25 protein-coding genes and 1 rRNA gene are annotated in these 25,101 nt (G+C 51.0%); 2 read left to right on the forward strand and 24 right to left on the reverse strand.

The annotated features are described in order from the left end of the window. Together AC0YOA_RS34955 and AC0YOA_RS34960 are read right to left on the reverse strand one after the other, a co-directional pair. A 16S ribosomal RNA gene (locus tag AC0YOA_RS34955) occupies nt 1-98 on the reverse strand; the annotation flags it as partial. Nucleotides 99-532: 434 nt separating this feature from the next. Next, nucleotides 533-1,414 carry a nucleotidyltransferase-like protein gene (locus AC0YOA_RS34960; RefSeq protein WP_475790504.1) on the reverse strand — a complete coding sequence of 294 codons (882 nt, stop codon included), beginning with the start codon at nt 1,412-1,414 and terminating at the stop codon, nt 533-535. 137 nt (nt 1,415-1,551) lie between these two features. Here AC0YOA_RS34960 and AC0YOA_RS34965 point away from each other — a divergent pair, with 137 nt between their 5' ends. Beyond that, nucleotides 1,552-1,923, forward strand: a complete 372-nt coding sequence (locus AC0YOA_RS34965; protein WP_210046131.1) for a YgzB family protein — start codon at nt 1,552-1,554, stop codon at nt 1,921-1,923. 78 nt (nt 1,924-2,001) lie between these two features. Here AC0YOA_RS34965 and AC0YOA_RS34970 read toward each other — a convergent pair whose 3' ends face one another. The 6 genes from AC0YOA_RS34970 to gatC all read right to left on the reverse strand — a co-directional run bounded on the left by AC0YOA_RS34970 (nt 2,002) and on the right by gatC (nt 9,926). Beyond that, nucleotides 2,002-3,729 carry a glycosyl hydrolase family 18 protein gene (locus AC0YOA_RS34970; RefSeq protein WP_475790505.1) on the reverse strand — a complete coding sequence of 576 codons (1,728 nt, stop codon included), beginning with the start codon at nt 3,727-3,729 and terminating at the stop codon, nt 2,002-2,004. A 150-nt stretch (nt 3,730-3,879) separates the two neighbouring features. Beyond that, a complete protein-coding gene (locus AC0YOA_RS34975) occupies nt 3,880-4,311 on the reverse strand; it encodes a Fur family transcriptional regulator (protein WP_475790506.1) in 432 nt (143 codons plus the stop codon). Nucleotides 4,312-4,389: 78 nt separating this feature from the next. Further along, nucleotides 4,390-6,390: a DUF4097 family beta strand repeat-containing protein gene (locus AC0YOA_RS34980; protein ID WP_475790507.1), complete on the reverse strand. Its 2,001-nt coding sequence runs from the start codon at nt 6,388-6,390 to the stop codon at nt 4,390-4,392. Between the two features lie 245 nt (nt 6,391-6,635). Beyond that, nucleotides 6,636-8,078 carry an Asp-tRNA(Asn)/Glu-tRNA(Gln) amidotransferase subunit GatB gene (gene gatB / locus AC0YOA_RS34985; RefSeq protein ID WP_475790508.1) on the reverse strand — a complete coding sequence of 481 codons (1,443 nt, stop codon included), beginning with the start codon at nt 8,076-8,078 and terminating at the stop codon, nt 6,636-6,638. A gap of 35 nt (nt 8,079-8,113) precedes the next feature. Next, on the reverse strand, nt 8,114-9,571 hold the full coding sequence (gatA, locus tag AC0YOA_RS34990) for an Asp-tRNA(Asn)/Glu-tRNA(Gln) amidotransferase subunit GatA (RefSeq protein WP_475790509.1): 1,458 nt from the start codon (nt 9,569-9,571) through the stop codon (nt 8,114-8,116). Between the two features lie 67 nt (nt 9,572-9,638). Next, nucleotides 9,639-9,926: an Asp-tRNA(Asn)/Glu-tRNA(Gln) amidotransferase subunit GatC gene (gene gatC / locus AC0YOA_RS34995; protein WP_210046125.1), complete on the reverse strand. Its 288-nt coding sequence runs from the start codon at nt 9,924-9,926 to the stop codon at nt 9,639-9,641. A 267-nt stretch (nt 9,927-10,193) separates the two neighbouring features. Here gatC and AC0YOA_RS35000 point away from each other — a divergent pair, with 267 nt between their 5' ends. Continuing rightward, nucleotides 10,194-11,039 (forward strand): hypothetical protein, encoded by an 846-nt coding sequence (locus AC0YOA_RS35000; protein ID WP_475790510.1) that lies wholly within the window; start codon nt 10,194-10,196, stop codon nt 11,037-11,039. Nucleotides 11,040-11,140: 101 nt separating this feature from the next. Here AC0YOA_RS35000 and AC0YOA_RS35005 read toward each other — a convergent pair whose 3' ends face one another. From AC0YOA_RS35005 to AC0YOA_RS35080, 16 genes are all read right to left on the reverse strand, one after another. Further along, nucleotides 11,141-11,521, reverse strand: a complete 381-nt coding sequence (locus tag AC0YOA_RS35005) for an ATPase (protein WP_475790511.1) — start codon at nt 11,519-11,521, stop codon at nt 11,141-11,143. A gap of 157 nt (nt 11,522-11,678) precedes the next feature. Further along, a complete protein-coding gene (locus tag AC0YOA_RS35010; RefSeq protein WP_475790512.1) occupies nt 11,679-12,554 on the reverse strand; it encodes an AraC family transcriptional regulator in 876 nt (291 codons plus the stop codon). 63 nt (nt 12,555-12,617) lie between these two features. After that, nucleotides 12,618-13,706 carry a Gfo/Idh/MocA family protein gene (locus AC0YOA_RS35015; RefSeq protein WP_475790513.1) on the reverse strand — a complete coding sequence of 363 codons (1,089 nt, stop codon included), beginning with the start codon at nt 13,704-13,706 and terminating at the stop codon, nt 12,618-12,620. An 18-nt stretch (nt 13,707-13,724) separates the two neighbouring features. Beyond that, nucleotides 13,725-14,489 (reverse strand): sugar phosphate isomerase/epimerase family protein, encoded by a 765-nt coding sequence (locus tag AC0YOA_RS35020; RefSeq protein ID WP_475790514.1) that lies wholly within the window; start codon nt 14,487-14,489, stop codon nt 13,725-13,727. Between the two features lie 84 nt (nt 14,490-14,573). Further along, nucleotides 14,574-15,740 carry a Gfo/Idh/MocA family protein gene (locus AC0YOA_RS35025; RefSeq protein ID WP_475790515.1) on the reverse strand — a complete coding sequence of 389 codons (1,167 nt, stop codon included), beginning with the start codon at nt 15,738-15,740 and terminating at the stop codon, nt 14,574-14,576. Beyond that, nucleotides 15,737-16,645, reverse strand: coding sequence for a sugar phosphate isomerase/epimerase family protein (locus AC0YOA_RS35030; RefSeq protein ID WP_475790574.1), 909 nt, complete (start codon nt 16,643-16,645; stop codon nt 15,737-15,739). The genes AC0YOA_RS35025 and AC0YOA_RS35030 overlap by 4 nt, the downstream gene beginning before the upstream one ends. Nucleotides 16,646-17,123: 478 nt before the next feature. Further along, nucleotides 17,124-18,344 (reverse strand): M24 family metallopeptidase, encoded by a 1,221-nt coding sequence (locus AC0YOA_RS35035; protein ID WP_475790516.1) that lies wholly within the window; start codon nt 18,342-18,344, stop codon nt 17,124-17,126. A gap of 190 nt (nt 18,345-18,534) precedes the next feature. Beyond that, nucleotides 18,535-19,011 (reverse strand): hypothetical protein, encoded by a 477-nt coding sequence (locus AC0YOA_RS35040; protein ID WP_475790575.1) that lies wholly within the window; start codon nt 19,009-19,011, stop codon nt 18,535-18,537. Nucleotides 19,012-19,077: 66 nt separating this feature from the next. After that, nucleotides 19,078-19,503 carry a hypothetical protein gene (locus AC0YOA_RS35045; protein WP_475790517.1) on the reverse strand — a complete coding sequence of 142 codons (426 nt, stop codon included), beginning with the start codon at nt 19,501-19,503 and terminating at the stop codon, nt 19,078-19,080. Continuing rightward, complete coding sequence (locus AC0YOA_RS35050; RefSeq protein WP_379114270.1) at nt 19,500-19,631, reverse strand: hypothetical protein; 132 nt, start codon at nt 19,629-19,631, stop codon at nt 19,500-19,502. Before AC0YOA_RS35050 ends, AC0YOA_RS35045 begins: the two co-directional genes overlap by 4 nt. Before the next feature lie 75 nt (nt 19,632-19,706). Continuing rightward, the gene (locus AC0YOA_RS35055) at nt 19,707-19,859 is read right to left on the reverse strand and encodes a hypothetical protein (RefSeq protein WP_210046116.1); all 153 of its coding nucleotides are present in this window, start codon (nt 19,857-19,859) and stop codon (nt 19,707-19,709) included. A gap of 37 nt (nt 19,860-19,896) precedes the next feature. Continuing rightward, nucleotides 19,897-20,778 (reverse strand): hypothetical protein, encoded by an 882-nt coding sequence (locus tag AC0YOA_RS35060; protein ID WP_475790518.1) that lies wholly within the window; start codon nt 20,776-20,778, stop codon nt 19,897-19,899. A 226-nt stretch (nt 20,779-21,004) separates the two neighbouring features. Further along, on the reverse strand, nt 21,005-21,940 hold the full coding sequence (locus AC0YOA_RS35065; protein ID WP_475790519.1) for a hypothetical protein: 936 nt from the start codon (nt 21,938-21,940) through the stop codon (nt 21,005-21,007). Then, nucleotides 21,937-23,337, reverse strand: a complete 1,401-nt coding sequence (locus tag AC0YOA_RS35070; RefSeq protein WP_475790520.1) for an ATPase, T2SS/T4P/T4SS family — start codon at nt 23,335-23,337, stop codon at nt 21,937-21,939. Before AC0YOA_RS35070 ends, AC0YOA_RS35065 begins: the two co-directional genes overlap by 4 nt. Next, the gene (locus AC0YOA_RS35075) at nt 23,337-24,173 is read right to left on the reverse strand and encodes a CpaE/TadZ family protein (RefSeq protein WP_475790521.1); all 837 of its coding nucleotides are present in this window, start codon (nt 24,171-24,173) and stop codon (nt 23,337-23,339) included. Before AC0YOA_RS35075 ends, AC0YOA_RS35070 begins: the two co-directional genes overlap by 1 nt. Beyond that, nucleotides 24,170-24,904 (reverse strand): SAF domain-containing protein, encoded by a 735-nt coding sequence (locus AC0YOA_RS35080; RefSeq protein ID WP_475790522.1) that lies wholly within the window; start codon nt 24,902-24,904, stop codon nt 24,170-24,172. The genes AC0YOA_RS35075 and AC0YOA_RS35080 overlap by 4 nt, the downstream gene beginning before the upstream one ends. Nucleotides 24,905-25,101 lie beyond the last annotated feature (197 nt).

A 25,101-nucleotide genomic window follows, 5' to 3' on the forward strand; every position in this document is an offset into this window, starting at 1 on the left:
CCCCGTTGAAAGCAAGCTTTCAACGAAATCCGCTCGACTTGCATGTATTAGGCACGCCGCCAGCGTTCGTCCTGAGCCAGGATCAAACTCTCCATAAAAGAGATCCGAAGACCTCATAACTTACAGATAAGCTAAAACAGCTCATTCTTTAAAACCTGTTTGACAGGTCGCTCATTGTTCAGTTTTCAAAGAACAAATGCTTCTTCTTGCAGGCGCCGCAAGGCTTTTCTGCTTCGTAAGCTCTCGTCGTTCGCTTCAGCGGCGACTTGATTAATATATCACATCCGCCTAACTCATTGCAAGTACTTTTTTTATTTTAATTTTTGCTGCTCCATCCAACCAAAAAAGTTGTTCCGGAGGCGATAATAAATAATTTATCATAGATGGCTTTAACAAGTCAATAGATTTCTCATGGCAACTATTCTCCTGGATAAGGCCACTTTAAAGTGTCGTTCCACGCGCATGACAGAATAAAAAAGAACGTCCTCTCATAATGGGCGTTCTTCATTCATTTAGTGTTGATGGGGAACTTCTACTTGGCCGCTTCGCAACGGTAGCGTAGCTCCAATGCATCAATATCGCCGGAGGGCGGTAAAACTGCGACTTCGCGGATATATCCGCGTTTGACCAGCTTTTGAAGCAGCAGCGATAAATCGATATGCAAATCAGTGAGCAGTGGATGAAGCTGAAGATCCATGACACTCCATGGTTCCTCACGGCTCATCAGAATGGTGAACAACAGCTCACAGCATGATTTCATTTTGTTCATAACAGAGAATTCGCAAGCCAACAAAACCAGCTTCACACGCTGTTCCAATGTCTCCGGACTGATGGTCAATTCTTCATAAAGCTTATAAATGCCGGGGTTAAACCGACGCATCTGCCTCCATACGGTAAGCTCCGGATGAATCCCCGCTTCTATTAGTGCGATATGTGCCCAATGGTGAAGCGCTGATAAGATATGACCGTATGCATCAAGCATATTATTGTCTTTCAGGTCCTGCTTTGCCTGAAGATAGGTACGAATGAAGCCAGAAAATTCGACCAGCTGCTTCCTCTCCCGCAGCGAAGCTGGAAAATCCAATATGGTTTCCCTGATTTGCAGCAAATAGTTGTCTCGATCCAACAGGATATCCCCCCGAACGAGCCATTGTATGATACTGCGGTTCTCTCCGCCTGAGAGCCATTGCTCCAGAACAGCAGGGCTGACTGTGCGAATTTGTACACGTTCCCCTTCATAGCTGACATGAGACGCTTCCCCGGATGGCGATGTCTCTGTCAGGACGGCAAGCAACAGCAGATCAAGGCCGTCAATAAGCGGGTTATACGGAAACGGATTGTCGATGGCAAGCAAGCTGAGTAAGCGCTTATCCTGCTCGAACCAGGTTTTGAAATGTTCTTTTATACGCTCCACGTCTATCCCCCGTATAGCTTCAAACCTCTATTTGAGCTATAATGATTTCGCACGTTTAATTATGTTCGACAATACCTGTCCGGTTTCCTGCCTGTTCGTGAGAAATCGTGCTAAAAGTGCGAGAAAGGATCTGAAATATGTTTGCAAAATCCAGTAAAATTAATGAGTTTAGGCTTTGGGGACTATTACTAACCTTAATCGGGATGGGTCTTATGATTCTGGGGACGGCCGGTATTGTATTTTGGGGACAAGCCGGCAAAATATTTGCAGGGGTTTTTATGGTTATCGGCATGATCGCGATGCTCGTCAGCGTCGGCATTTACTTCTGGGCCGGCATGCTGTCGACAAGCGCTGTCATTTTGACTTGCCCGGAATGCGGAAGACAGACCAAGATGCTCGGTAAAACCGATCGCTGCATGTTTTGCAAAACGATGATTACTCTTGATCCGGATAAAGCCACGCATATGCCAAGCGAATTTGATGAAGCACCTGAGCAGCCTCAACCTTAAATCGCAAAGACACGCCCGATCACGGCTGCAGCCGTGATCGGGGCGTGTCTTTTTATGTGCATGCATATTATGAGGTAATTAAGGCAGTTTTGTTAAGGATTGATGAATGACATGCCATATATCATCTGACTGAAAGGCTCTTTGCCAGGTCGCTACACCAGCCAGATTATATTTCTTCGCCAGTGCGACACGGGCCTGTACCGATAACGCATCTTCGATCCAGATCCGCTTCAATGCGCCATCTTCCGTATATTCCACATAATGCTGTCCCGTTTTGCCATCCAGTACTGGCTTCAGCTTGCGCTCAGCAATGATTTTTTGTACAGCTTCCATTCCAAGCGCCTTGGAGCTTACTTTGACAGCTCCGCTCTTGTCTTTGGTTTCTGACCAGACACGCGCATAGAGCGGCATTCCCAGAACCACCTTGCCTGGTGGAACCTTATCCTCTTCCAGGATACGGGCAAGCGATTGCTCCACCCAAGGAAGGGAAGCGACTGATCCCGATGTTGGACTTGAAGCCCAATGCTCGTCATAAGCCATAACCATCATATAGTCAACGACTTTGCCCAGCGCAGCACGATCGAGAAATAGCGACCACAGCTCACTATTGGATTTGGGAGTTACATCGATCGAAACCACAACTCCCTCCTCGTGAAGCAAGGGGGTCAGTTCCCGGACAAATTGAACGAGATTGGCTTTATCGACTGTCGCCACACTCTCGAAGTCCAGATTGATGCCTTGCAGCTTGTACATTTGGGCGTAGGCGAGCAGCTGCTGAATCATCTTGAAGCGAGTATCCGCGCTCGAAAGCGCTTTGGTTGTCCGCTCCGCTTCAAATCCGTTGCTGAATAAGGCCCATACCTGCATCCCTTTCTTATGGGCCCAGTCCACATATACGGGATCAGCCTTGCTTTGAATTTGCCCCTCTCCATTCAATAATTCAAACCACGATGGACTGACGACATTAACGCCAGGCATGTCCGGAATATTGGCAGGATTGGGCGTTTTCTGATAGACCGCTTCCCAGGTCATATTGACTTTACTGCCGACGACCTTCCAAGCAACAAAGGGCTCCTCGGCTTTTATCTGTTCCGTTTTCTCCACTTCTGTGAGCGAAACATCCTTCTTGGCTACATATCCGATAATTCCATTCTCGCTTTGAGCCCGGTACCAGCCCTTCTCCTCATCCCACAAACGGACATCACCTTGTGCCGGAAGATGCTGCACAATGGGAGCTCGAATCGTGGGTTCATTCCGAATTTCCGTAACCTCTTCGGCTACTGCCCGTTGAACAGCATCACCGGCGCGCAAAACAGTGACGACACCGGTATCTTTGTTATATTCCACTTTTATGCCGTAAAGCTCTTCTAATGGAGTTATTGGAATATAAACCAGCTTATCCTTCAGTTCCGCTGCTACTCTCATATCGTAAGGCTTGCTGTTGATGGTTGCCGTCAACACATTTGTCCTGAGGCGCAATACCTTATCCGTATTGGTAAGCACAATGGAACCGGTTTTCTCTTCGTAATATACAGCTTCCTTGAGTCCGAGATTTTCTTGAATGAAGGGCAATGGCAATTTGACGGCATCTCCATCGACAACAGCACCTGCCCCCATGACCTGTCCCTTATATATAATCGGATTAGGTGAACCGTAATCCGGCTTGATTTCCTCGCTGTTCGGCACAAAACGCTGCCATCCGAACCACATCCCAATCCCTGCTGCCAATATTCCGCTAATGAGTACAAGCCATCTCAGCGAGCCGCCATCACGCCGCCTTCGAGTGCGGATCCTAACCGTTTCCACGTTTATGATTCCCTCCTGCCGGTATATATAAAAATCAAATAAAAACGTGCAGTAAGGCGAGTTGTCTCTACCCCTGCACGTTATGACACGATAAATAATCGGCTGAAGAGCCGCATGTTATGAAGAAGACTTTATTTCCAATATAATGTGTTAATTCGCAGGCTTGCAGCAATCGGAGCATTGCCCATAAATTTCCATACGATGCCCTTCAACCCGAAAACCCGTTTCCCTGGAGGCTGCTTCCTCTACTTCGGTCAATGGCGGGTAATCAAAATCAACAATTTTTCCGCAGGAGCGGCAAATGGCATGATAATGTTCGGATAAATCAGCGTCAAACCGACTTGAGTCGTCGCCGTAGGTCAGCTCCCGCACGAGCCCGGCATCAACAAACAAACGCAAATTGTTGTATATCGTCGCTACGCTCATACTCGGATAAGCGGGTGAGAGTGATTTGTAAATCTCATCAGCTGTCGGATGTGTAATGGAAGCCATCAGAAAACTCAAGATCGCATGACGCTGGGGGGTCATACGTACGCCGGTACTTTTCAGCTGTTCCAGTGCTTGCTCAACGGTCGTGCCCATGCCCTTCACGTCCTTTCTGCTTCGTTAGAACCATTGTACGTGCTTGCTTTTCATTTTGTCAATGAACAGGGGATCAAATTAAGGGGTATAGTGATTTATTTCTATGCTGCTGTTTGCATCAATATTAATCCGATAGGTCGCTTCGCCGATGTCGCCGGTTATTGTTTTTTCCTTGGCATCCAGCGGCAGATCTGTGGAAACATTCCCGAAGGTAACCGAGCCGTTCACTGAATAATCGCCATCAGTGGGGATAAAAATATTAATAATGCCAATGGAACTGTCAATATTCCAGTTTCCACCAACGGTTGAACTGTGGATCAGTATATCGCCATTAAGCGTATCGGCTTTGACCGCGGCTTCGGCTTCATTGATGGTGATTCCTCCATTTTTGGTTCCGGCATCGATATAGCCTGTAATATGACCAAGATCGATATTGCCACTGAGGGTGGTGCTTTCCACATCTCCATGAATCCGCTCTGCTTTGACCGCGCCGTTGTAGGTTTGGAGTTGAAGGAGCCCATAGCTGTCCGTTACATTTATGCCGCCATTCCTCGTCTCGGCATTGATTGGACCCGTTACATCTGCAATCACGATTTCACCAATCGTCAGCTTGACGACCAGTCCGCCAGGAAGAACCAGCCCGGTAACATCAACCGAACCATTATCGACTTGAATGCTGATCTCGGTTTGAACCGCTTTGGTGTCAGAATCTGCTCCTTTATCGTTCTCTTCATCATTCGGCGGATCAGCAGATTGCTGATTTTCCAATATCGAACGATCCGGTAGGAGGGCTGTATTACTCCGGGTGCCGTCCATTTCAGAAAAAGGAGGGATATCTCCTATAATGTTATTCAATGATTGCTGCTCATTGCTCTCTATTATAGACGAGTCATCAAGCGCTGAAGTTTCAGAATTTTCGTCAGAAGGCGGTTCTACGGTTTGTATCGGCAGTTGACCAATATGTGAATCCTCCGGAATCGTTATTGTAAGATTCATTCTTGGCGCTAGTGCCCCATTATCTCCGAATGTCTGGCCTTTTGCATCAATTTTCAGCTTGCTGTCACCGCTTATCTCCACATTGGAATTCTCCGCTACTTGATCGGCTTGCTGCTTATCCTCCATATCAACCCAAACCACAGTCTCAATGGTTAATTCACTGACCTTTCCTTTTTTAAGCAAAACCTTCCCGTTGTGATTATTAATGGAGATGGACGAGGTTTCCTCGTTTATGGGAACGGCAAGTATTTCCTTCTCGTATTTGAAGCCTTTTTCTTCGCCGTAGCCGTTCATCCCTGATATATTGACCTTAAAATTATCCAGCCAGCTGAACGGCATGGCGGAATAATGCGTGATGCCATAGGCTGTGACCGCAATGATCAAGGCCAGAAAGGTACCGCCAATGTCAAAGGACAGACGCCTGCCGCCTCTTCGGGGAACCAGGCTCAAAATTACGACTTCGATCCCCAATAAAATAAAAACGGCCGGCCACCATTGTCCAAGCAGCTCAATATCGTTTCTTCCGCGGAATTGATCGGACAAAAGCATGCCGCCTACGACAATGATAACAATCGCTGCGGTAATCCGGCCCATTTTGAACACCTCTTGCCGCTTCCTGAGCGCCAGCACGGCTGCAAGCACAATAAGACCAATGCCCGGCGCAAAGGTCCCAACCGCATCAACCCATGGAATCAGCATCGAAGGAGCACGTACCAGCCCCAGCAAAAGCATGCCCACTGCAATGATCGCAACGCCCTGAAACCAGGCAAGCGCCCCTGAACGCTGCGGCTCCTGAAGCTGCCCCTCAACCGGGTTACGCAGCTTGACGGATTGCTGAAGGGTGTCAAATACGCTGAAAAACCAAAATAAAGGAAGCGCCATGCCCAGATACACAAGCAGCAGCGCAAATTTGCCTCCGCTGTCATCCGCGAATCGAATCATGGCCACGATGTCTGTCAGCGTGCCTGTCAGCAGCAGCAGCCCTCTCAGATGCAGGCCAAGTGCCAGATGTCCCGCTCCCGGGATGAGAAATGCGAACAACGGCGCCAGTTTTCGATAAGGGTTTTTATTATCTGTTTGCATCTTGGCACCGCCTCCTGTCCTTGACTCATGGCTTTCCTTTAGAGCATCTCATACTTTCCTGCTTTTCTTATAATAACCTATATTGTAACATATTCTATTTGGTGAGATTTGAAACAATTGCCCAGCTACGAAGTAACAACTGCCATCCCTCCCGGCAATTTGAATTCAAACAGAGGGCTATCCCAGCGCATTTATTTCAAAATCTTAAATAAAAAAGCAGGACCCTGTTCGGCCCTGCCTTAACATTATTGATTTAACCGCTCCTGCAGCAGCTTGTTGACAAGCGCCGGGTTCGCTTTACCTTTGGTTTCTTTCATGACTTGACCAACAAGGAAGCCGATTGCTTTATCCTTGCCTGCCTTGAAATCCTCGACAGATTGCGGATTCGCTTCAACGATCCGGTTAACCACTTCGGCAATCGCGCCTTCGTCGCTGATTTGGACGAGTCCCTGCTCCTCAACGATCTGCTGCGGGCGTTTTCCGCTCTCCAGCATCGCTTTGAAGACGGTTTTGGCGATTTTGCTGCTGATCGTACCCTTTTCCATAAGCCCAATCATCTCGCCAAGCCCTTGGCCTGTGATTTTCACCCCGTCCAGCTCCAGCCCATTGGCATTCAGGTACCCAAGCAGATCCCCCATAATCCAGTTTGCGACCGCTTTGGCATCCTTGGTATAAACAAGGCTTTCCTCAAAGAAATCGGCAACCTTCTTGGAGGAAGTAATCACCTCGGCATCGTAGGACGGCAGTCCGTACTCCGCTGTGTACCGTGCCTTCCGGGCATCCGGAAGCTCCGGAATCGAAGCGCGGACGCGCTCTTTCCACTCTTCATCGATATGCATTTGGACCAGGTCAGGATCCGGGAAATACCGGTAATCATGCGCTTCTTCTTTGCTCCGCATGGTGAAGGTTTTCCCCTGGGCTTCGTCCCAGCGCCGCGTCTCCTGGACGACTTTGCCGCCGTTGTCAAGCACATCGGCCTGGCGCATCTGCTCATATTCCAGCCCGCGCTGAACGCCGCGGAACGAGTTCATGTTCTTCAGCTCCGCTCTCGTGCCGAATTCCTTCTGGTCGTAAGGACGGATACTGATGTTGGCATCGCAGCGCAGCGAGCCTTCCTCCATCTTCACGTCGGATACATCGCAATAGAGCATAATGGCCTTCAGCTTCTCCAAATAAGCTTTCGCTTCCTCAGGCGTACGGATATCCGGCTCGGAGACGATCTCTACAAGCGGCGTACCGACGCGGTTGAAGTCTACCAAAGAGGCAAAGCCGCCATCGACGTGAGTCAGCTTGCCGGCATCCTCTTCCAAATGAAGACGGGTAATGCCGATGCGCTTGGTCTTGCCATTCACTTCAATATCAATCCATCCATGTTCGCCGACCGGCTGGTCGAACTGGGAAATTTGATATGCTTTTGGCGAATCCGGGTAGAAATAGTTCTTGCGGTCGAATTTGCTTATGTCGGCAATCCGGCAGTTGAGCGCCATCGCTGCTTTCATCGCATATTCCAGTGCCTGGCGGTTGAGCACCGGCAGCACACCGGGATGTCCGAGACAGACCGGACAGGTATGGGTATTCGGCGGGGCGCCGAATGATGTGGAGCAGCCGCAGAAGATTTTCGTCTTCGTGTGCAGCTCTACGTGCACCTCCAGCCCAACTACTGTTTCATATTTGTTTGGTTCGTACATTCCTAAGCCCCTCCTGCTTCCTATACTACGCTGCTTTATAGCGGCGGACGCTGTTTGTGATGATCCGTATGCTGCTCGTAGGCATGCGCGGCGCGGAGCACCGTGCTCTCATCGAACGCTTTGCCTATGATTTGCAGCCCGATCGGCAGCCCGTCCGCGAAGCCGCAAGGCACGCTGATAGCCGGAATGCCGGCCAAGCTGACCGGTATCGTACATATATCGTTCAAATACATCGTTAGCGGATCGCCAACCTGCTCGCCGATGCGGAATGCAGGCGTTGGAGCTGTTGGTCCGATAACGAGATCGTAGTTCTCAAACACCTTGTCAAAATCCTGCTTGATCAGCGTACGCACCTTCTGCGCTTTCAAATAATAGGCGTCATAATAGCCGGAGCTGAGCGCATAGGTTCCAAGCATGATGCGGCGCTTTACTTCAGGCCCGAAGCCCTGGCTGCGCGACTTGCGGTACAAATCCACCAGATTGTCCGGATTATCGGTCCGCACCCCATAGCGTACGCCGTCAAAGCGGGCCAGGTTGGATGAAGCCTCCGATGAAGCCAGCAGATAGTAGGTTGCCACAGCGTATTCCGTATGCGGAAGGGAAACTTCCTCCCACGTTGCGCCAAGGCTCTCGAACTGCTTGAGGGCCGCCAGAACAGCTTCCTTCACCTTCGGATCTATGCCTGCTCCCAAATATTCCTTGGGAACACCGATGCGCAGCCCTTTTACGTCTCCGCTCAACTGGCCTACGTAATCCGGTATGTCCACTTTGGCCGAGGTTGAGTCAGACGGATCGTAGGCTGCGATAGCCTGCAGGACATACGCCGAATCCTCGACGTTCTTCGTCAGCGGACCGATTTGATCCAATGACGAAGCAAAGGCAACAAGCCCGAAACGCGAAACCAGTCCATACGTCGGCTTAAGACCGACAATCCCGCAGTAGGCGGCTGGCTGACGGATTGATCCGCCTGTATCGGAGCCCAGCGAGAAGTATACCTGTCCCGAGGCAACCGAAGCTGCGGAGCCGCCGCTGGATCCCCCGGGAACATGGTCCGTATTCCATGGATTTCTCGTCGGATAGAAGCTGGAATTTTCATTCGAGCCTCCCATGGCGAATTCATCCATATTCAGCTTGCCGATCGTAACGGTTTGCGCAGCTTTAAGCTTCTTCACAGCCGTCGCATCGTAAATGGGATCATAATTGCTCAGAAATTGACTGGCGCACGTCGTGAGCAATCCTTCGGTTACGATATTATCCTTAATTCCTGCCGGCAGCCCGAACAGGAGTCCGCGTTCTCCGCCGCCCTGCAGCTGCTTGTCCAGCTCATCAGCAGATCTGCGCGCTTCTTCCTCATTAAGGGTCAGGAATGCCTGTATGGAAGCATCCGTCTGTGCGATCCTCTGGTAGGACGCATCCACCAGCTCGCGGACAGACAGCTCTTTTCCGGTTAGTTGATTATGTATTTCCTGTAGGCGTTGATCAAAAAGTGCCAACAGTCGTTCCTCCCCTCATCATTGGCCGCATTCTCTTGCCGTACGCATATGCGGCGCCCTGGTCATTTTATTCGAGTACCGCCGGCACTTTAAATTGTCCATCTTCATCGTCCGGCGCGTTTTTTAATGCGGTCTCTACACTAACGGATGGCTTCACTACATCTTCCCTCATTACATTAATGACAGGAAGCACATGGCTGGTCGGCTCAACATTGTCGGTATTGAGCTCATTCAGCTTTTCCGCGTATTTCAAAATCGCGTTCATTTGCCCGGTGAACTGCTCCTTCTCCTGCGCAGACAGCTCCAGCCTGGCCAAATTGGCGACATGCTCGACGTCTTTCAGCGTAATGCTCATGGGGCGCGCCCCTCCTTTTATGGTCCTATTGCTCACATTCTTTCTATTATAGCGTATGACACAGCCCAAACTCAATGGATTCGCTGATGCTTGACGCCTTCGCCGCAATTGCCTTGCCAGGATATCAATATGAAGAAAGCTTCATATTGCGTTAAGGTTGTTTTTACATTCATTTCATTTCCAATTAAGGTTAGATGTACATAATGAACTCTGCAGCCATTACTAACTTGGCTGGGCATGAACCAAAAACTGTAAGGAGGAAGTAATATGAAGAAAGTCATGAAAGCAGTCGGAATTACGGCTGCCCTGGCGGTTATGATACCGCTCAGCGCTTATGCTGCCACAACTAACACAGGAGCCTCATCAACAGGCACAGATACTGCAGCACAAACAAGACCGGCCGACGGTGATTTCGGAAGAGGTCCAAGGCCGGAATTCAAAGGCGGGGCGGGCGGAATGCTTGACCAATCCGTGCTCGATCTGCTGAAGCTCGATAAAACGGCGCTGCAAACGAAAATTAAGGAAGGCAAAACGCTTAGTGAGATTGCCGAGGAGCAAGGTGTAACGCGGGACGCGCTAAAAGCAGCGCTCACGGACGCTTTTACGAAGAAGCAGGAAGAACAAAAGCAGAAGTTCACTGAAAACCTGGACAAGGTCCTTGACGGCAAACTAAAGGACCAGCCCGGAAGCGGAGTCCGCCCTGGAGGCAAGTTCGGCATGGAGCGGGATCTAAGCCCTATCGCGACAGCGCTGGGCCTGACCAATGACGAGCTGATGACCTCGCTAAAAGGCGGAAAATCGATCACTGATCTGGCGGCAGAAAAAAGCGTGGATGTGCAGACCTTGATCGATGCGCAAAAAGCCGCGTTCGTTGAGAAAATCAATAAACAGCTGACAGACGGCAAAATCACCCAGGAGCAGGCCGATAAAATGATTGCGAACGCGGCGGCAAGAGCCGAAGATATCATAAACGGCAAAGGCTTTGGCAGAGGCGACAAAGGCCCGCGGCCGGATGGCCATGGCCATGCAGCCGGCAAGGTCAAAACCGAAAAGGCTAAAACCGATAAAGCCAAAACAAGCGAGACCGCAACCAATAGTGCAGCAGCTGGGTAAGATGGATTGAATCTGTTCAGACATGCAGTGTTTGCTTTTGTTCAAAAAACCCCCGAAAAGCTGCAAAAAGAGCCTCCTTCAGCCGGAGGCTCTCTTCGTTCTTATATCCAAGCTTTCAAATTAACCTGGCGGATAAAATCATCACGGCTTTGCACTTCATTCGCAGTGGTCTCTTCCTCTACTTCGGCCTCTTCGCCATTCATCAACCGCCGGAACAGGCTTTCGTTATGGGTTGCCAAAGCGAAATCAATCAGCGCCTCGCGTTCGACACGCTCAGCCTCCTGCTGGTAAAGCACTTCTTCCAGCTCAATGTCGGCAGCAGGAATAAAAAAGTTACGATTGGCCTTGGGCACACGAATAATATAGTCAAACGCATTATCCGCATTCCGGTCATAAGCGATTATATATCCATACTCCCCGACTGGGAGGCTCTGTTCAAATGAGTCCGATACGATTACAATTCTAATCCCAAGCTTATGCATCTGCTCCACCTCAGTCTCTAGTAACCTTCAATTTAATATCTATCCTACTAAAAAAAAGAAGAGAAGTCCAATAGAGACTGCACCCATGGGAACATTAAGGATATTCATAAAAAGGATGGGGCAGGTTTTAAACTTTATTGAACTTTCAAAAAAGCCTTCAAGCCCGCACGCTCATGGCGATTTCTTTGCGGTACGACTCCGGGCTGCTGCCGACAGCAGCCTTGAATAACCGGCTGAAATGCGCCAAATGAGTAAACCCGACCGAATGGCATACCTCGGACACCGAATGCCCGGGCTCCAGCCTGAAGAGAATTTTAGCCTGATTAATCCGCCTGTTATATAAGTATTTAAACACCGTTGTCCCTGTGACTTCCTTGAACAAGTTGGACAGGTAGGGCTTGGTTAAATGCAGGGCGCCGGCAATATCGTCAAGTGTCAAATCAACATTCATGTAGCAGCTCTCCAAATAGGAGATAACGCCCTGAACGTGATGCTCCTTGTATGACCGATGCTCATAATCCTTCACCGGCTGGCTGCACCAGCCGCGAATCATATGCAGCAGCTCCAGGAACCGCATGACAAACCGGTCATACGCTGTAATAGAACGTTGATGGCCCTTGATTTCATACAAGGCATACATATCCGCATACAAGCGCTCCATCTCCCTCTGTTCCTGCGCTGAAAGTGAAATTCGAATATTCCCCAACTCTTCAAAGGGCTTCAGCAGCAGGGACGCAAGTTCAGGCTGCAGCAATTTATGCACGTAAGCGGGATCAAAATGGATAATGGTACGGATATAAGGCTTATCGGGAGCAGGATTAGGGCGATGCAGCGTCATCCCATGCAGCAGAATAAGATCACCAGGCTGCAGCCTCATGATTTTATCACCGATCAGGTAATTGCAATCCCCCTCCAGAAAATAGTAAATTTCAAAATAACTATGAGAATGAAACTGCACATCCGGTATAGGGTTATCCACCCGATAGCCAAAATCAATCGGCAGCAGCCAAGGCGCTGATGAGAGTGCCAACACAAAAAAACCCCCTTCATATAAGACCTGTTGCAGCATCTTATATGAAGAGTGTATCACGAACCGCTACTCTATGCGCACAGCCATATTTTGAGCAGCAACGCAAAGCTCGGCAGCCTTGAACGCATGCTCCTGCGTCATGGCATTCTCCGTCCGGTTCAGGCAGTCAAGAATAAGCTCCCCGAAGAATGGAAAACCAACCTGTCCGGAAACCGCATAATGGCGTTCCCCTTCTCCATTGACCAGATAAACATGATCCCCCTGCTTGTCACGTGCGATATCGATATATTTGCGAAGCTCGATAAAGCCGTTTGTACCGAGGATGATCGTTCTTCCATCTCCCCATGTCCCAAGACCATCCGGCGTAAACCAGTCTACACGAAAATAATTGGTTGCCCCGTTATCGCCAATCAATGTGGCATCGCCAAAATCCTCAAGCTCCGGAACATCCGGATTATTATAGTTGGCTACCTTGCTGTGGACCACCTTGGCATCCTTGCAGCCGGCAAAAAACAAAAACTGCTCAATCTGATGGCTTCCGATATCGCACAGAATGCCGCCGTACTGCTGCTTGCGGAAAAACCAGTCCGGCCGGGACGCCTTGTTCAGCCTGTGCGGTCCGGTTCCTATCACCTGCAGCACACGGCCGATGGCCCCTTCCTGAATCAGCTTGCCGGCATAGACCGCACTTTCGACATGCAGCCGCTCACTGTAATAGACCATATATTTGCGCCCCGTTGTGGCCACCTTGTCCCTTGCTGCAGCAATTTGCTCCAGGGTGGTGAAGGGTGTCTTGTCCGTAAAATAGTCCTTGCCGTGATCCATCACCCGCATGCCGAGCGCAGCGCGCTCAGACGGAATTGCAGCAGCAGCGACAAGTCTTACTTCCGGATCTTCCAGAATAACTTCCGGAGAAGAAGCTGCCTGTGCCTGCGGGTAGGTCTTGATGAACTGTTCCACCTTGGCAGGATCGGCATCATAGACCCATTTCAGTGTCCCGCCAGCTTCGAGCAGACCGTTCGTTTGACCGTATATATGTCCGTGATCCAGTGCCATGGCGGCAAACACAAATTCCCCCGCCTGGCAAACCGGCTTCGGCTTCACGGCCGATACCGGGGCATAATTCATTCCATCTTGTCGGTTAGCGGAAGACATGGCTGCTCACTCCCTTTCTTAGTTGGCCCAATTGCTGAGTGCTCGATAGCTGATCGCCAGGCTTTCAAACGGATCCCCCGGACATGTATCCTGTTCCACCACATACCACTCTACGCCGGTCTCTCTGCAAGCCTCAATAACGGCCGGCCAGTCCATATTGCCCTCGCCAATCTCCGCAAACACCTGCTTGTCATTCACGATCGCCATATCCTTCAAATGAACGACCTTCATCCGTCCCTCAACCTTGCGGACCCATTTCACCGGATCGGCTCCTCCTGCTTGAACCCAGTACGTATCCAGTTCAAAGCCGACATGCGCAGCGTCTGTTGAATCCAGCAGCCAGCCAAGACCGGGCTTGCCCTCAAATTTCTCAAATTCAAACTTATGATTATGATAAATCAGCTCAAGACCCGCCTCGGACAGCTTCGCGCCGATACCGGACAGAGTACGGGCCATATCCTGATAGCCTGCCAGGCCGGTTCTGAACTCGGAAGGCATTGATCCAAGTCCGACATAACGGCAGTTCCAGGCCTGATGCTCTTTAATAACAGCGTCGATATCATTGAGCAGACGATCATAGGAAACATGAGTCGCACAAATCGTCAAACCATAACGCTGGCACATTTCCCGGACAGCTTCCGGATCAATGGGGCCAATACCGGATACCTGCACGGCCTGATACCCGATCTCCTTGACCTTTTTGAGCGATGCATCCAGATCCTCGGCGGTTTTTGCAAAATCACGCAGTGTATATAATTGAGCGGCTATTTGGCTTTTCTTCATAATGGCAAACACTCCTCAGCTTGATTTTGTCCAATGGGATGGAACGTAAAGCGAGATTAAATACGGCGGATTACGGTAGATGGATTAAAATGTTCCGCTGAGATCGGCAGGCTTGGCTGTCTCCGCACTGGCCTGCTTCTGGAAGCTGGACTCCGCGATACGCTTATTCAGCTCGGCCTCATGCAGATTCTCGTCAAATGGAAGATCGACCCAGCCGTCCAGCCAGGTGGATAGATGCATGGCATTGGAAATCGTCAGCCCGTCAATTCCTTCTTCACCGGGGGCAACCAGCTGCGCTCCATGCAGTACCGCATCCGTGAAATTCTGAAGGATGCCGGCATGCTCCGGGCTCGGACCTTGAGCGGGGATTTCGAACTTCCAGACTTCCGGCGAACCGAAGGAGCTGGTATTGCGTTTATTGAATTCGGTCTCCGATTCACGAAGCCGCCAGAAGGTCATTTTGCCGTCCTCGATGACGATTTTGCCGCGGTCGCCTGATACCTCCAGCCGGTTGGTGCCCGGAGCCTCCGACGTTGCCGTAATAAAGACGCCTGTAGCGCCGTTCTCATATTCCGCGTAGGCCGTCACATCATTCTCCACCTCGATATCGCGGTGCTTGCCCATCTGGCAGAATGCGCGAATTCGCGTTGGCATCATGCCGATGGTCCACTGCCACAGATCAAGCTGATGGGGGCATTGATTGATCAGAACGCCGCCGCCCTCGCCGCCCCAGGTCGCACGCCAGGTTCCGGAATCGTAATAAGCCTGCGACCGGTACCAGTTCGTAATGATCCAGTTGGTCCGGCGGATTTCCCCGAGCTCTCCGGAGGAGATCAATTCGCGGAGCTTTTGATAGAGCGGATTCATCCGCTGGTTGTAGACGATACCGAATTTTTTGCCGCTCTTCGCGGCAGTTTCGTTCATTTCACGCACCTGCTTGACATAGACGCCTGCAGGCTTTTCGATCAGAACATGCATGCCTTTGCCAAAAGCCTTGACCGCTTCCGAAGGATGATCGTAATGCGGAGTCGCCACGATAACCGCATCCACAAGACCGGAATCGATCATTGCCGTTGAATCTTCAAAAACGCTCACACCTTGCAGATGCTCTCTGGCCCAGTCGCGTTTGGACTCGAATCCGTCGCAAACAGCTGTCAGTACGGCGTCTTTAATTTTACCGGCCTGCAGCAAATTGGCGTGCCCCGACCCCATGTTCCCGATCCCGATAATTCCATAACGAAGCTTGCTCATCTGATTTCCTCCATCCATTGATTCATTTGCAGTGCGTATTTGCCAAGCATAGTTCTGGTATCGTAAGTACCGCTAAAATCCTCAAGGCCAAACCACCCGTCATATCCCACAAACCGCAGGTCGGCGAGCACCTGCTTCCAAGGGACAACGCCGCTTGCGACCGGCCTCCAGCTGCAGGACCAGTCGATGGGACTTAGCGGGTCTCCCTCGGCTTCCTTCGTCCCGGCCGCAGCCGCAGAATTGGGATGATCACCACTGCCAGGAAGCCAGCCTGCATTCTTGACATGCACATGCGCAAGATAGGGGCCAAGCAGCTCAAGCCCTAGCCGATAGTTCTCGTAGCCTTCGTAAACCATATTCCCCGGATCGTAGATAACTCCGATTTGATCCGGATTGAAGCCGCTGACAAGCCGGTGTGTGAGCGATGCGCTGGGTACGATCGTATGATGGTGGGTTTCCACCAAAGCTTTGATGTTATGCTCCCTTGCCAGCACCTCAACCTCCTGCAAATAAGCGGAGGCTTGTGTAAACAGCTCGTTATAGCTGAGCGTGCGGTTATAAGAGGGAACTCCCACGCGCACCATCGATGCATCCAGCTGCTTGGCCAGCCTGAATACCTGCTCCGTGCCTGCCAGATCGCCGCAGCCGATATAGGGGGCAAGAGCAAGCGTCGTGCGACCGTGATTTTTCACTGCCTCGTTGAAGCGGCTAATCTCCGCTTCTGATGCGGCAGGCGAAAGGGTTGACCGGTTATTGCCCCAAAAGGAGGGCTCCTCCAAAGCTGTTTCAGCTGAAGTTTCCTTGCAGCGCCACTCTATTCCATCGATTCCCGCCGCCGCCGCTTCCTTGCAGAGCTCCTCAGGGGTAACATCCGGAGTTGCAACTGTAAACACGGAAAGTTTGATCACATGCACTCATCCTCCACTTTCGTGATCCATGTTGACTGTGGTTTTTGACTTTGAAACTTGATAAACAGGCAGATCGGTACCTGACCACCCTCTCATGCATGTTTTCCGTCCGGCAGGCAGATGAATTGCATGACTTTAAAATAGTGTGCTGCATCTGCTCTCTTTAAAAAGTAAAGGTTTTCATACCTTTGAAACATTCAAATTCAGAACCCATTGTAGCACATGGAGAGCGGCACGAACGTTCTAATGTCAACTACATTAACTACAGTCAAACGATCAAGTGAAGTCAGATATCTCAGTTAACATGTATACTGCGGCAGCTTTAGATGAGACAAGAAGATAATGGTTTCGCTGTCCACTGGCGGCTAAAAAAATATAACAGCGAAATTTATAAATCCTATAGGGTAACTAAAAAGCCTTAAAGGTCAGAACCTTCAAGACTCCTTCAGAATTATTTAATTCTCTCCCAGCGCCATCACAGTATAATCAGCCCTTCAGGAGACTTGGTGAGTGCACGCGGACCGTTCTCTGTAACGAGGTAGCTATTCTCAATTCCAACGACTCCACGTCCTGGAAAGGTGAATTTCGGTTCGACCGCCAAGATCATTCCTGCTTTCAATGGATCGGTAAAACCGCGGGCCAACACAGGCCATTCATCGACCTCCAGCCCAATCCCATGCCCCAGAAATTTCACCTGATCAGAACCGTAGCCCATAAAATGAGCGGATAAACCGTATTCGTCCGCTTGTTCCAACGCCCTGATATAGAGGGCTTCACAGATCGTACCGGGCACCATCAGACGTTCCGTTTCCCGGATAATGGATTCCGAATGGTTATATGCAGCAGCCATATCATCCGGCAGCGAACCGATCACCGCTGTTCGTGTCTGGTCGATAATGTAACCATCGATGCAGCAGCCGACATCTATCAGAATCGGCTCATTTCGTCTGATTACCCTTAGGCTGACACTCTGCGGAGCGGCTGGGCCAAGCCCCCGTCCGCCGGCAGGGCCGTCGAAGGCGCTGGGTTCAGCCGCCGCTTCTCCGGAGCCAAGCATCCCTGTCATAATTTCCATATTGTAGCTGCGCGTACGCATCATACCCATATGTCCGCGGAGGCGAATTTGATATTCGATCCGGGCCATCAGTTCTAGCTCGCTCATCCCTTCAATCAGATCGCCTACTGCGCTATGGAGCGCTTCCGCGACCGCTTGCGCAGCGGCTTCAATCCGGCCGACCTCCCATGCCGATTTGATCATCCGGACCTGCCGGATGAGCGATGAGCCATCAATCAGTGACATATGGTTACCTTCAGCTTGCAGCTGTGCTGCAAGCCGGGCATAGGCCTGTGCTGGAAGAACATCCATTTCTGTGGCGATCCGCCGGGAATCAGCCGCTTCGAATACCGACGGATACCGCTGCCTCAAGGCTGCCCCGAATACACGCATGGAAGGCATTGGCTCCACTTGAACAGAGGATTCCAATTGTGCCCGTGCGATACTCCTCCTGACATAGAAGGTTGCCGGGCCGTCTGCTGGAATAAAGGCCATGCCGGCCTGCATGGAACCGGTCAAGTAATATAAATCCACATGCTGCGTCACAAGAAAGCCCGAAATGTCCTGTGCCTGCATACGCTGCTGCAGCCGTGTTATCCGTTCATGGAATTCTTCCGGTCCTAGAAACGCTTCCGCCGTCATTCCTATCTCTCCCTGCTATTAGTGATTCTCCCTTTATTATAAGAAGAAACGCAGGCAAACGCTATGCTGCAAAGAAGAACCCGGCAACACGGGTAACTAAATATGAAAAGCATGGTTTGCAAAACAAGGAGAATCGGCTCAGGCTATCCTTTTGCGGCAAAGCCGAATTAAAAGTGGAACGCCCTGCCCATCAGCGTGCAACGAGCTCAGCCGTTCCTTTAATGGTCCATTCAATCGGTTCAATAATGTTGAATATGCGCGGGTATACCATTTTTGCAATGATAACAATGCCCGGACGCTTCAAGGTTACCTCATAATTGTAGAGCGCATTGCGGTATGTGTACGGAAACGAATGATCATCATTAATAATATCAAAAATGAGCACTTCAACCCGATCCCGCAGAAAGCTCTCCGGCAGCGGCTCTCCATTTGCATTCAATTGAAGATTGGTCTGCAAATAAAGACCGGCATTCCTGTAAGCTTCCGATTCATCGATATGTAGCCTGCCATCAGCCAGAGCTTCGCGGTCCACCTGCTGCGCGGCAGCATGGGCTGCCCGGTTGACCGCGTGCTTCCCTTGAAACAAGGCGGCCATCGCTACTTCCTCATCCGTCTGCAAGGCCTGCATGACGATCCACACCGTCATCATAAGCATAATTAGCACCATTTTGTACACGTAAGCTTCACCGCTCCTTCTCGGGTATACGAATGAAGCGGCAAAGAACCTGCTTCGTTAAGGCACGTATTCACTCATTTTCATTCCGACAGCTCTTAACCTCGTCGATGCTGAAGGTGGAGCAAGTCCGATAAGGCGATCAATCTCGAACAGCCCTTCCACCGGATAGCTGATTGCCAGAGACAGTCCAACCCCTCGAGGCAAAGGGTTTCCCGCATTGGTGGCGTCGTAACCGTTCGTTGAGCTTACTTCAAAGGCAATATCCGAGGACTGCAAGCCATAGCTTGCCAGACGCAGGCGTGATTGCTGCATCATCGTGCTGTCAATATAGCCATGGTCGCCATTGGCCGCGACCTCGAGCATATAATCAACCTCCTGCTGCAGAACGGCCTGCCGGACAATCAGAACATGTTTATAAGTCGGCGAAAACATGAACCAGCACAGCATGACGGCAAACAAAATAAATACAAGCAAGCTTTTCACGGACTCAGCCTCCGGATCGAATCACTCATATGACGGCCTGTCCGGTCAAGCTGAGCATTAGTTCCCTGCTCGCCTCCCGTAATGCTTGTATATAAAACAACGACCACGATAATCAGCAGCACTGACATCAATATTGCCCGTATGCCAGCCACCTCCTTAACATAACAGCATGAAGAGCGAACTGACCGCTTATAGCAGCAAATTTATTGAGGATTGATCGCTCCAATTTTCACATTTGCGGCATTGCCTTGCGTATTGATTTGAGCCTGAGTTCCTGTCGTGTCTTTTGCGATGATGGCATTGAACAGCAGAATAACGACAACCAGCATCATAACCGTCATTAGAATATTACGCATCCTCTCACCTCCTCCAAATAGTCGGCCGGTATTATTGTCATTGGTTTAACGTACTGAAGAGGTTCTGCCCCTCTCTGACCCATGGATAAATGAAGATTTGAAACGTATATAGAATTGGAATACCTGCGAGAACAAACAGAAAATAAGAAGTCGATTCCTTGCGGCTCTCCTTGGCAAGCTCCAGCTTCTCCTTGTAATCGTTGATCCGGTCCCGGAGCAGGTCGTAATAATGCTCGCTCTCATGCAGCCGAAGGGAGTCGATCGTTTCGACAAAGCTTAACCCCTCTTCCGTGCCAAGCCGCAGCTTGAACCGCCTGAGCGCACCTTCGGCATCGTGATACCACTCGCCCAGCATCACCTGAAGGTCAGAGCGCATAGTCCGGGTAAACGGCAGGCAGCGCATCAGCTTGGTATGAATATGCAGCGAGGATCCCGCCAAATACAGCAGCTGATTGCTGATGACATAGATTTCTCCGGTCATCCGCTCCGAACGCGCTTTACGAAAAGCCTCCAGCCAGGGCAGATCCCAAAGCACAAGAATCACAGCTGCAAACAGCATCAGCGGAGCCAAATAACGCGGCAAAACCTCCAGGGGCAAGCAGGAAATACCGTAAGCGGCAGCAGCCCACACCGGCAGCGCAATCAGAAAGATCCGTCTTGCCAGCATGTACAGAGCAGGATCACCTGTATAGCCGCATCCCGCAAGAACACGCTCCCGTTCCTTGAAGGATGGTGATGTGCGGCTGAGGCGGACGGCCTCCAGCCACCGCTCAGAAATTCGTTTGTGCTGCCACCGAAAAGCTGCGATGTAGGCGAACCTCGGTCTTCGCACAAGCAGCGCTCTGAACAGCGTGTTTACAAAAATAAATCCCAGCACATACTGCCCGGTCAGTGCTCCCCAAATAACCAAGCGATCCATTTTTTCATCTCCTAAAAACACATTTTGGCTTAAGCTGAAATGCAGCTCCGTAACACCGGTCCCTGGTGTTATGCCAAGACAAAACTTAGTTACGCAAGCTTTCACTTAGCGCTCTGCTTGAGCAAACTCAGCTTGGTAATCATTCTTTAATGGCACTGCATAAGAAAAAGCAGATTCACAGGCGTTTATTTTTAGCGTTTTGCGTTAGGCAACCCCCGGCTTCCGCTTACATCTTTTTGCGGGAAAGCCATAATCCCATTACAAAGGAAATAAAGATGAGAACGATGGAGTTCAGCAGCAAATCCCGCCCTTTCGGGTCGACAATATAATAGAGATAAGCGGTTTCAGGCGTATAATGAAAATTGATGCCCAGAAACAAGGCCAAAAACAGCACCGGCGAAAAGTTCGCCAACCGAATTTCCAGCAGCTTGTTCCGCTCCTGCTGATTGGCTCTGCGCGCTTTGCGCATATCCGTTATTAAATCCTTCAGATTATCGGCAATCGGATGGCCTTCAGCCAGACCGGCGCGTACAATATTAACGAAATAATCAGCCCACACATGCCCCAGCGAGGCTGCGAAAATCCGCAGGCTGGCCTCATCGTCACCGCGTACCGAAACATTCCGGTACAGCTGCTCAAAGACCGCCTGCATGGGACCAAGAAGCCGCTTCTCATCCACCGTTCGCTGCAGCGCTGTGCGGATTTGCTTGCCGCCGCTGATCAGGCAGCATTGATAGAAGAGCTCCACAGCCGGAAGGAAATCAATGCGCGTCTTCATCTGTTGATGAATAAGCAGCATCCGCAGCAGTGTGTATGGCAGGGCCCCCATCACAGTTCCCAGCAGAATCGTACCTTTAATACTCTGAAAGAGCATAATACCGGCAGTTGAACCCCCAAGCAGCAGGAGCAGCGTCAGGATAAAGATGGTTCCGGGATCGACACGCAGCCGAAGTGATTCGAGCAGCTCGCACATATGCCGGTACAACCGTTCATAACGGGCGAGAAAACGGGCCAACCGCTGTCTGAACTGCTGCTGCTGGCGGTATTGCAACCGGCTTTGCTGCTGATGACGGACAAACCACACCTGCAGCAGCTGTCTGAAGCAAATAAACATCATAACAAACAAAGTGATCACAAAAGCAATTAAAGCAATCTTCATCATGGCGCAGCAGCACCATCCTTAAGGGACTTCCCATACCCTGCTCTCAAAGCGCCTTCGGCAGCGGCTATCCTTGCAGCAGCCTTGGGAGAAGGATTATGCGGATATTCCCAAGCACCCGCAGTCTCATTAAAGACAGCCCATTCCCGCACCCGTACCTCGCCATCTGCCCACCCAAGCTCAGCAAGCCGGACTACCCGCCGCTTGCCCGCAACAAAGCGCATCTCGATCCCGATTTGCGTGACATATTCGGCAATCCGTTTGGTGAGACGCTCGGGATTCATTCCCCGCCCATCCAGCATGCACATATCCGCGATCGCTTCAGGCACATCCTCCAGTGCGTTGGCATGCACGGTCGTCATACTCCCGGAATGCCCGCGGGTGCAGGCTCTTACATAGATATTCGCATCCTCATCACGGATCTCCGCATGAATAATCCGCTGCGGGGATTGCCGGAGCGCCAGCTTGAAGGCCTGTGTTGCAAGGTGCAGGTGATCCTCTTCGTCAGCCTCGTATTCCACCGTATTTTTGCTTGGAAAATCACGTCTGAGCATCATTTCATGACGGCCTTCAATCGTGATAATCCGTTCCTCATCCGGCAGTTCCCCGATCATGGCCTTGATGAAATGGGTTTTGCCGGAGTTGGTCGGTCCGATGACCACCACATTGAATCTCGCCTTTAGTACAGCTAGCACCATATCGCGGATCTCGCGGCTCATCGTTCCATACTGCGGCTCGCATAAAGCATCCAAATGAAATTTCCGCACGGTGTAGAAGCGCAAGGTTAATGTGGGCTGCGAGGTATAACCGTAACCGGTCATCGTGACGCGGGTGCCGTCCCGGAGCATAACCTCCGCCCATCGTTTGCGCGGACTGAAGCGGTCATTGTTATAGAGCACAAGATTCTGCTGGATCCGCTCTACCTCCCGTTCCGACTCGAAGGAATAGGCCGATGGACGGCTGCTGCCATCCCTGACCTCGAATATCCGGGTGCCGACGACCTGGATTTCCTCGAGTCCTTCACGATTGAGCAGGACAAGCTCAAGAACGCTAAGCCCGATGACCTCCGCGAATAAAGCCTCGGCAAGCGAAGAGTACGGATGTTGATACCCCGGCAGCTCATGAATGCGCTGGCGCAGCAGACGTTCGGCGATGACCGCCAATATCTGCTCACGCTCTTCCGTGTAGCCAATGACAGCCCGGTTCAGTTTTTCATTGTACTGCCGGCGCTCATCCTCCGTAACACCTCGAGGCATCGCCAGATAGCTGCGGATATCCTCGGCGAGCCGGACAAAATCCTGCTCACCGCCCTGCTTCTCCTCGTTCACACCGGATTGATCCTGTTCAAGCGCTCTTATTTGAGAAGAAAAAGCTGCCGGAGAGAAGCGCCCTTCACTCATCACGTGCTCACCCCGTCCCGATGAGTCAGGAGCTTCCTGTACCATGGCTGTGAATTCAGACCCGGCCGCCGGGTGAGCCCGTAACGCTGGATAATATGCTTCGCCGGCTGCGCCATCGCCTGCTTGCCCTGCTCATCCGAGATTAACCACTGATCAAGCGTTCCGCTATCGAGCTGTGAGAGCATAGGTCCAGACAATTTCAACTCGCCGAATAAAGGCACGCCAAGCTCATTACAAATCTCCTTCACGTGAAACCCTCCGATTCTTCCTGGTGCATGAATGATGACCGCTTCATATTGATCAGCTGAAATACCATAAAGCGGGGAAAGCTGCTTCAGCCATCGATGTCCGTCCTCCTGAAAATGGGAAAGCGCCCCTGTTGTTGCCACGAGCCTCGTATTGGCACGACGCAGCGCGCACAAGGTGGCCGCATTGTCCCAGTAAGCCCCCACATCTGCAATGACTATATCGAAGGTTTGCTGAGCCACATCGAGCAAATGATCCACTTCCTCCGAGGTAAAGAACTCCGCCTGATCCCGAAGAACATTGCCGAACAGGACGTGCAGCCCCTCCATGACAGGATGCGTTGCTAGCAGGAGCTTCTCCGGAAGAAGGGATGAAGACCTAAGCTCCGGCCTCAGAGAATCCAGAGTTTCTACCGGATTGTCCACACCCAGGTAGCGATGGGACTTGGCGCTTTTCAGATTCAGACACAAGAAGCCTACTGAGGTCTTGGTATCCTCGGCTATCCGGCAGGCGGCTGCAAGCGCCGCTATCGACGTTCCGATATTGGGGGTTGTTCCCACAAAGGTGATAAGCGGTGATGGCATTCTCATGATCCCGCCTCCGTTTGTACAGCTGCCGCATCCGCAATATCAAGCGATTGAGAGGAATAGGCGATGACGATCCGGGCTTTTCCGGACTTGCACAGCGAATCGAGCTCAAGCCACTGCTCCTCCTGGAGATTCAGGTTTATGTAATCGATCATGCCGTTGGCGTCCCGTCTGGAGGCATACATTTTCTCTTTATCTCCGCTTGCCAGCGACAATAGATTGGGGTTGTCCGTGTCGTCAATTTCGATATTGGCCGAGGTTTTGACCGATGCGACCGTCACCGGCTGGTCGAACAGCCGTCCGGAGGCGACTTCCTCGCCTGTTACATACAAGATGACTTTGTCGCCCGCCCGTATTCCATTGGAGACCGATAGCACATAATCGCGCGGGATTTGAAAAGTCGATTGGATGCGGCTGGGCAGAAGCCTGAACTTGTCTACCTTCCAGTTGAGCAAAGGCTCACCTAATCCAAGCGGGACAACAGCCTCCATACCCGCCACCGATTCCGCATCGAGCACCATTTCGGAGATGTAAGAAGCTTTGGCAACCTGCTTCACTTCAAGCATATCCGGAGTGATCCGCTCCCCCGCCGGTACGAATCTGTTCGGGACCACGACACTCACCGTCTCCTGAAACTCCACCTGCCGCAGCTGCAGCAAATACACGCCATACACAAGCAACCCGGATAACACAGCCGCAGCAATACTAATGATCACATTCCGTCTTCTGTTCATCGCCTTTTCCTTCCCGCAGCCTGACAGCGAAAATAAAAAAGAACGCAGCATGGGCATAATGCCCAAGCATGCGTTCTTCGCATAGTCGTTGCTATTGATCTGCTGTTATATGATGACATCATAATAGCAAACAAGCTTAAAGCTGTCTATACAAAATTGGAAAATTGTCGGTAATTGCCCACTTTTGTCGATTTTAC

The organism is Paenibacillus sp. JT22N12, from assembly GCF_056269365.1.

Coding starts and splice junctions, on each gene's coding strand:
- AC0YOA_RS34965 (WP_210046131.1), top strand. CDS start 1,552: ATGTTTGCAAAATCCAGTAAAATTAATGAGTTTAGGCTTTGGGGACTA.
- AC0YOA_RS34975 (WP_475790506.1), bottom strand. CDS start 4,311: ATGGGCACGACCGTTGAGCAAGCACTGGAACAGCTGAAAAGTACCGGC.
- AC0YOA_RS34980 (WP_475790507.1), bottom strand. CDS start 6,390: ATGCAAACAGATAATAAAAACCCTTATCGAAAACTGGCGCCGTTGTTC.
- gatB (WP_475790508.1), bottom strand. CDS start 8,078: ATGTACGAACCAAACAAATATGAAACAGTAGTTGGGCTGGAGGTGCAC.
- gatC (WP_210046125.1), bottom strand. CDS start 9,926: ATGAGCATTACGCTGAAAGACGTCGAGCATGTCGCCAATTTGGCCAGG.
- AC0YOA_RS35000 (WP_475790510.1), top strand. CDS start 10,194: ATGAAGAAAGTCATGAAAGCAGTCGGAATTACGGCTGCCCTGGCGGTT.
- AC0YOA_RS35005 (WP_475790511.1), bottom strand. CDS start 11,521: ATGCATAAGCTTGGGATTAGAATTGTAATCGTATCGGACTCATTTGAA.
- AC0YOA_RS35015 (WP_475790513.1), bottom strand. CDS start 13,706: ATGTCTTCCGCTAACCGACAAGATGGAATGAATTATGCCCCGGTATCG.
- AC0YOA_RS35020 (WP_475790514.1), bottom strand. CDS start 14,489: ATGAAGAAAAGCCAAATAGCCGCTCAATTATATACACTGCGTGATTTT.
- AC0YOA_RS35025 (WP_475790515.1), bottom strand. CDS start 15,740: ATGAGCAAGCTTCGTTATGGAATTATCGGGATCGGGAACATGGGGTCG.
- AC0YOA_RS35035 (WP_475790516.1), bottom strand. CDS start 18,344: ATGACGGCGGAAGCGTTTCTAGGACCGGAAGAATTCCATGAACGGATA.
- AC0YOA_RS35040 (WP_475790575.1), bottom strand. CDS start 19,011: ATGGTGCTAATTATGCTTATGATGACGGTGTGGATCGTCATGCAGGCC.
- AC0YOA_RS35050 (WP_379114270.1), bottom strand. CDS start 19,631: ATGTCAGTGCTGCTGATTATCGTGGTCGTTGTTTTATATACAAGCATT.
- AC0YOA_RS35055 (WP_210046116.1), bottom strand. CDS start 19,859: ATGCGTAATATTCTAATGACGGTTATGATGCTGGTTGTCGTTATTCTG.
- AC0YOA_RS35060 (WP_475790518.1), bottom strand. CDS start 20,778: ATGGATCGCTTGGTTATTTGGGGAGCACTGACCGGGCAGTATGTGCTG.
- AC0YOA_RS35065 (WP_475790519.1), bottom strand. CDS start 21,940: ATGATGAAGATTGCTTTAATTGCTTTTGTGATCACTTTGTTTGTTATG.
- AC0YOA_RS35070 (WP_475790520.1), bottom strand. CDS start 23,337: ATGAGTGAAGGGCGCTTCTCTCCGGCAGCTTTTTCTTCTCAAATAAGA.
- AC0YOA_RS35075 (WP_475790521.1), bottom strand. CDS start 24,173: ATGAGAATGCCATCACCGCTTATCACCTTTGTGGGAACAACCCCCAAT.
- AC0YOA_RS35080 (WP_475790522.1), bottom strand. CDS start 24,904: ATGAACAGAAGACGGAATGTGATCATTAGTATTGCTGCGGCTGTGTTA.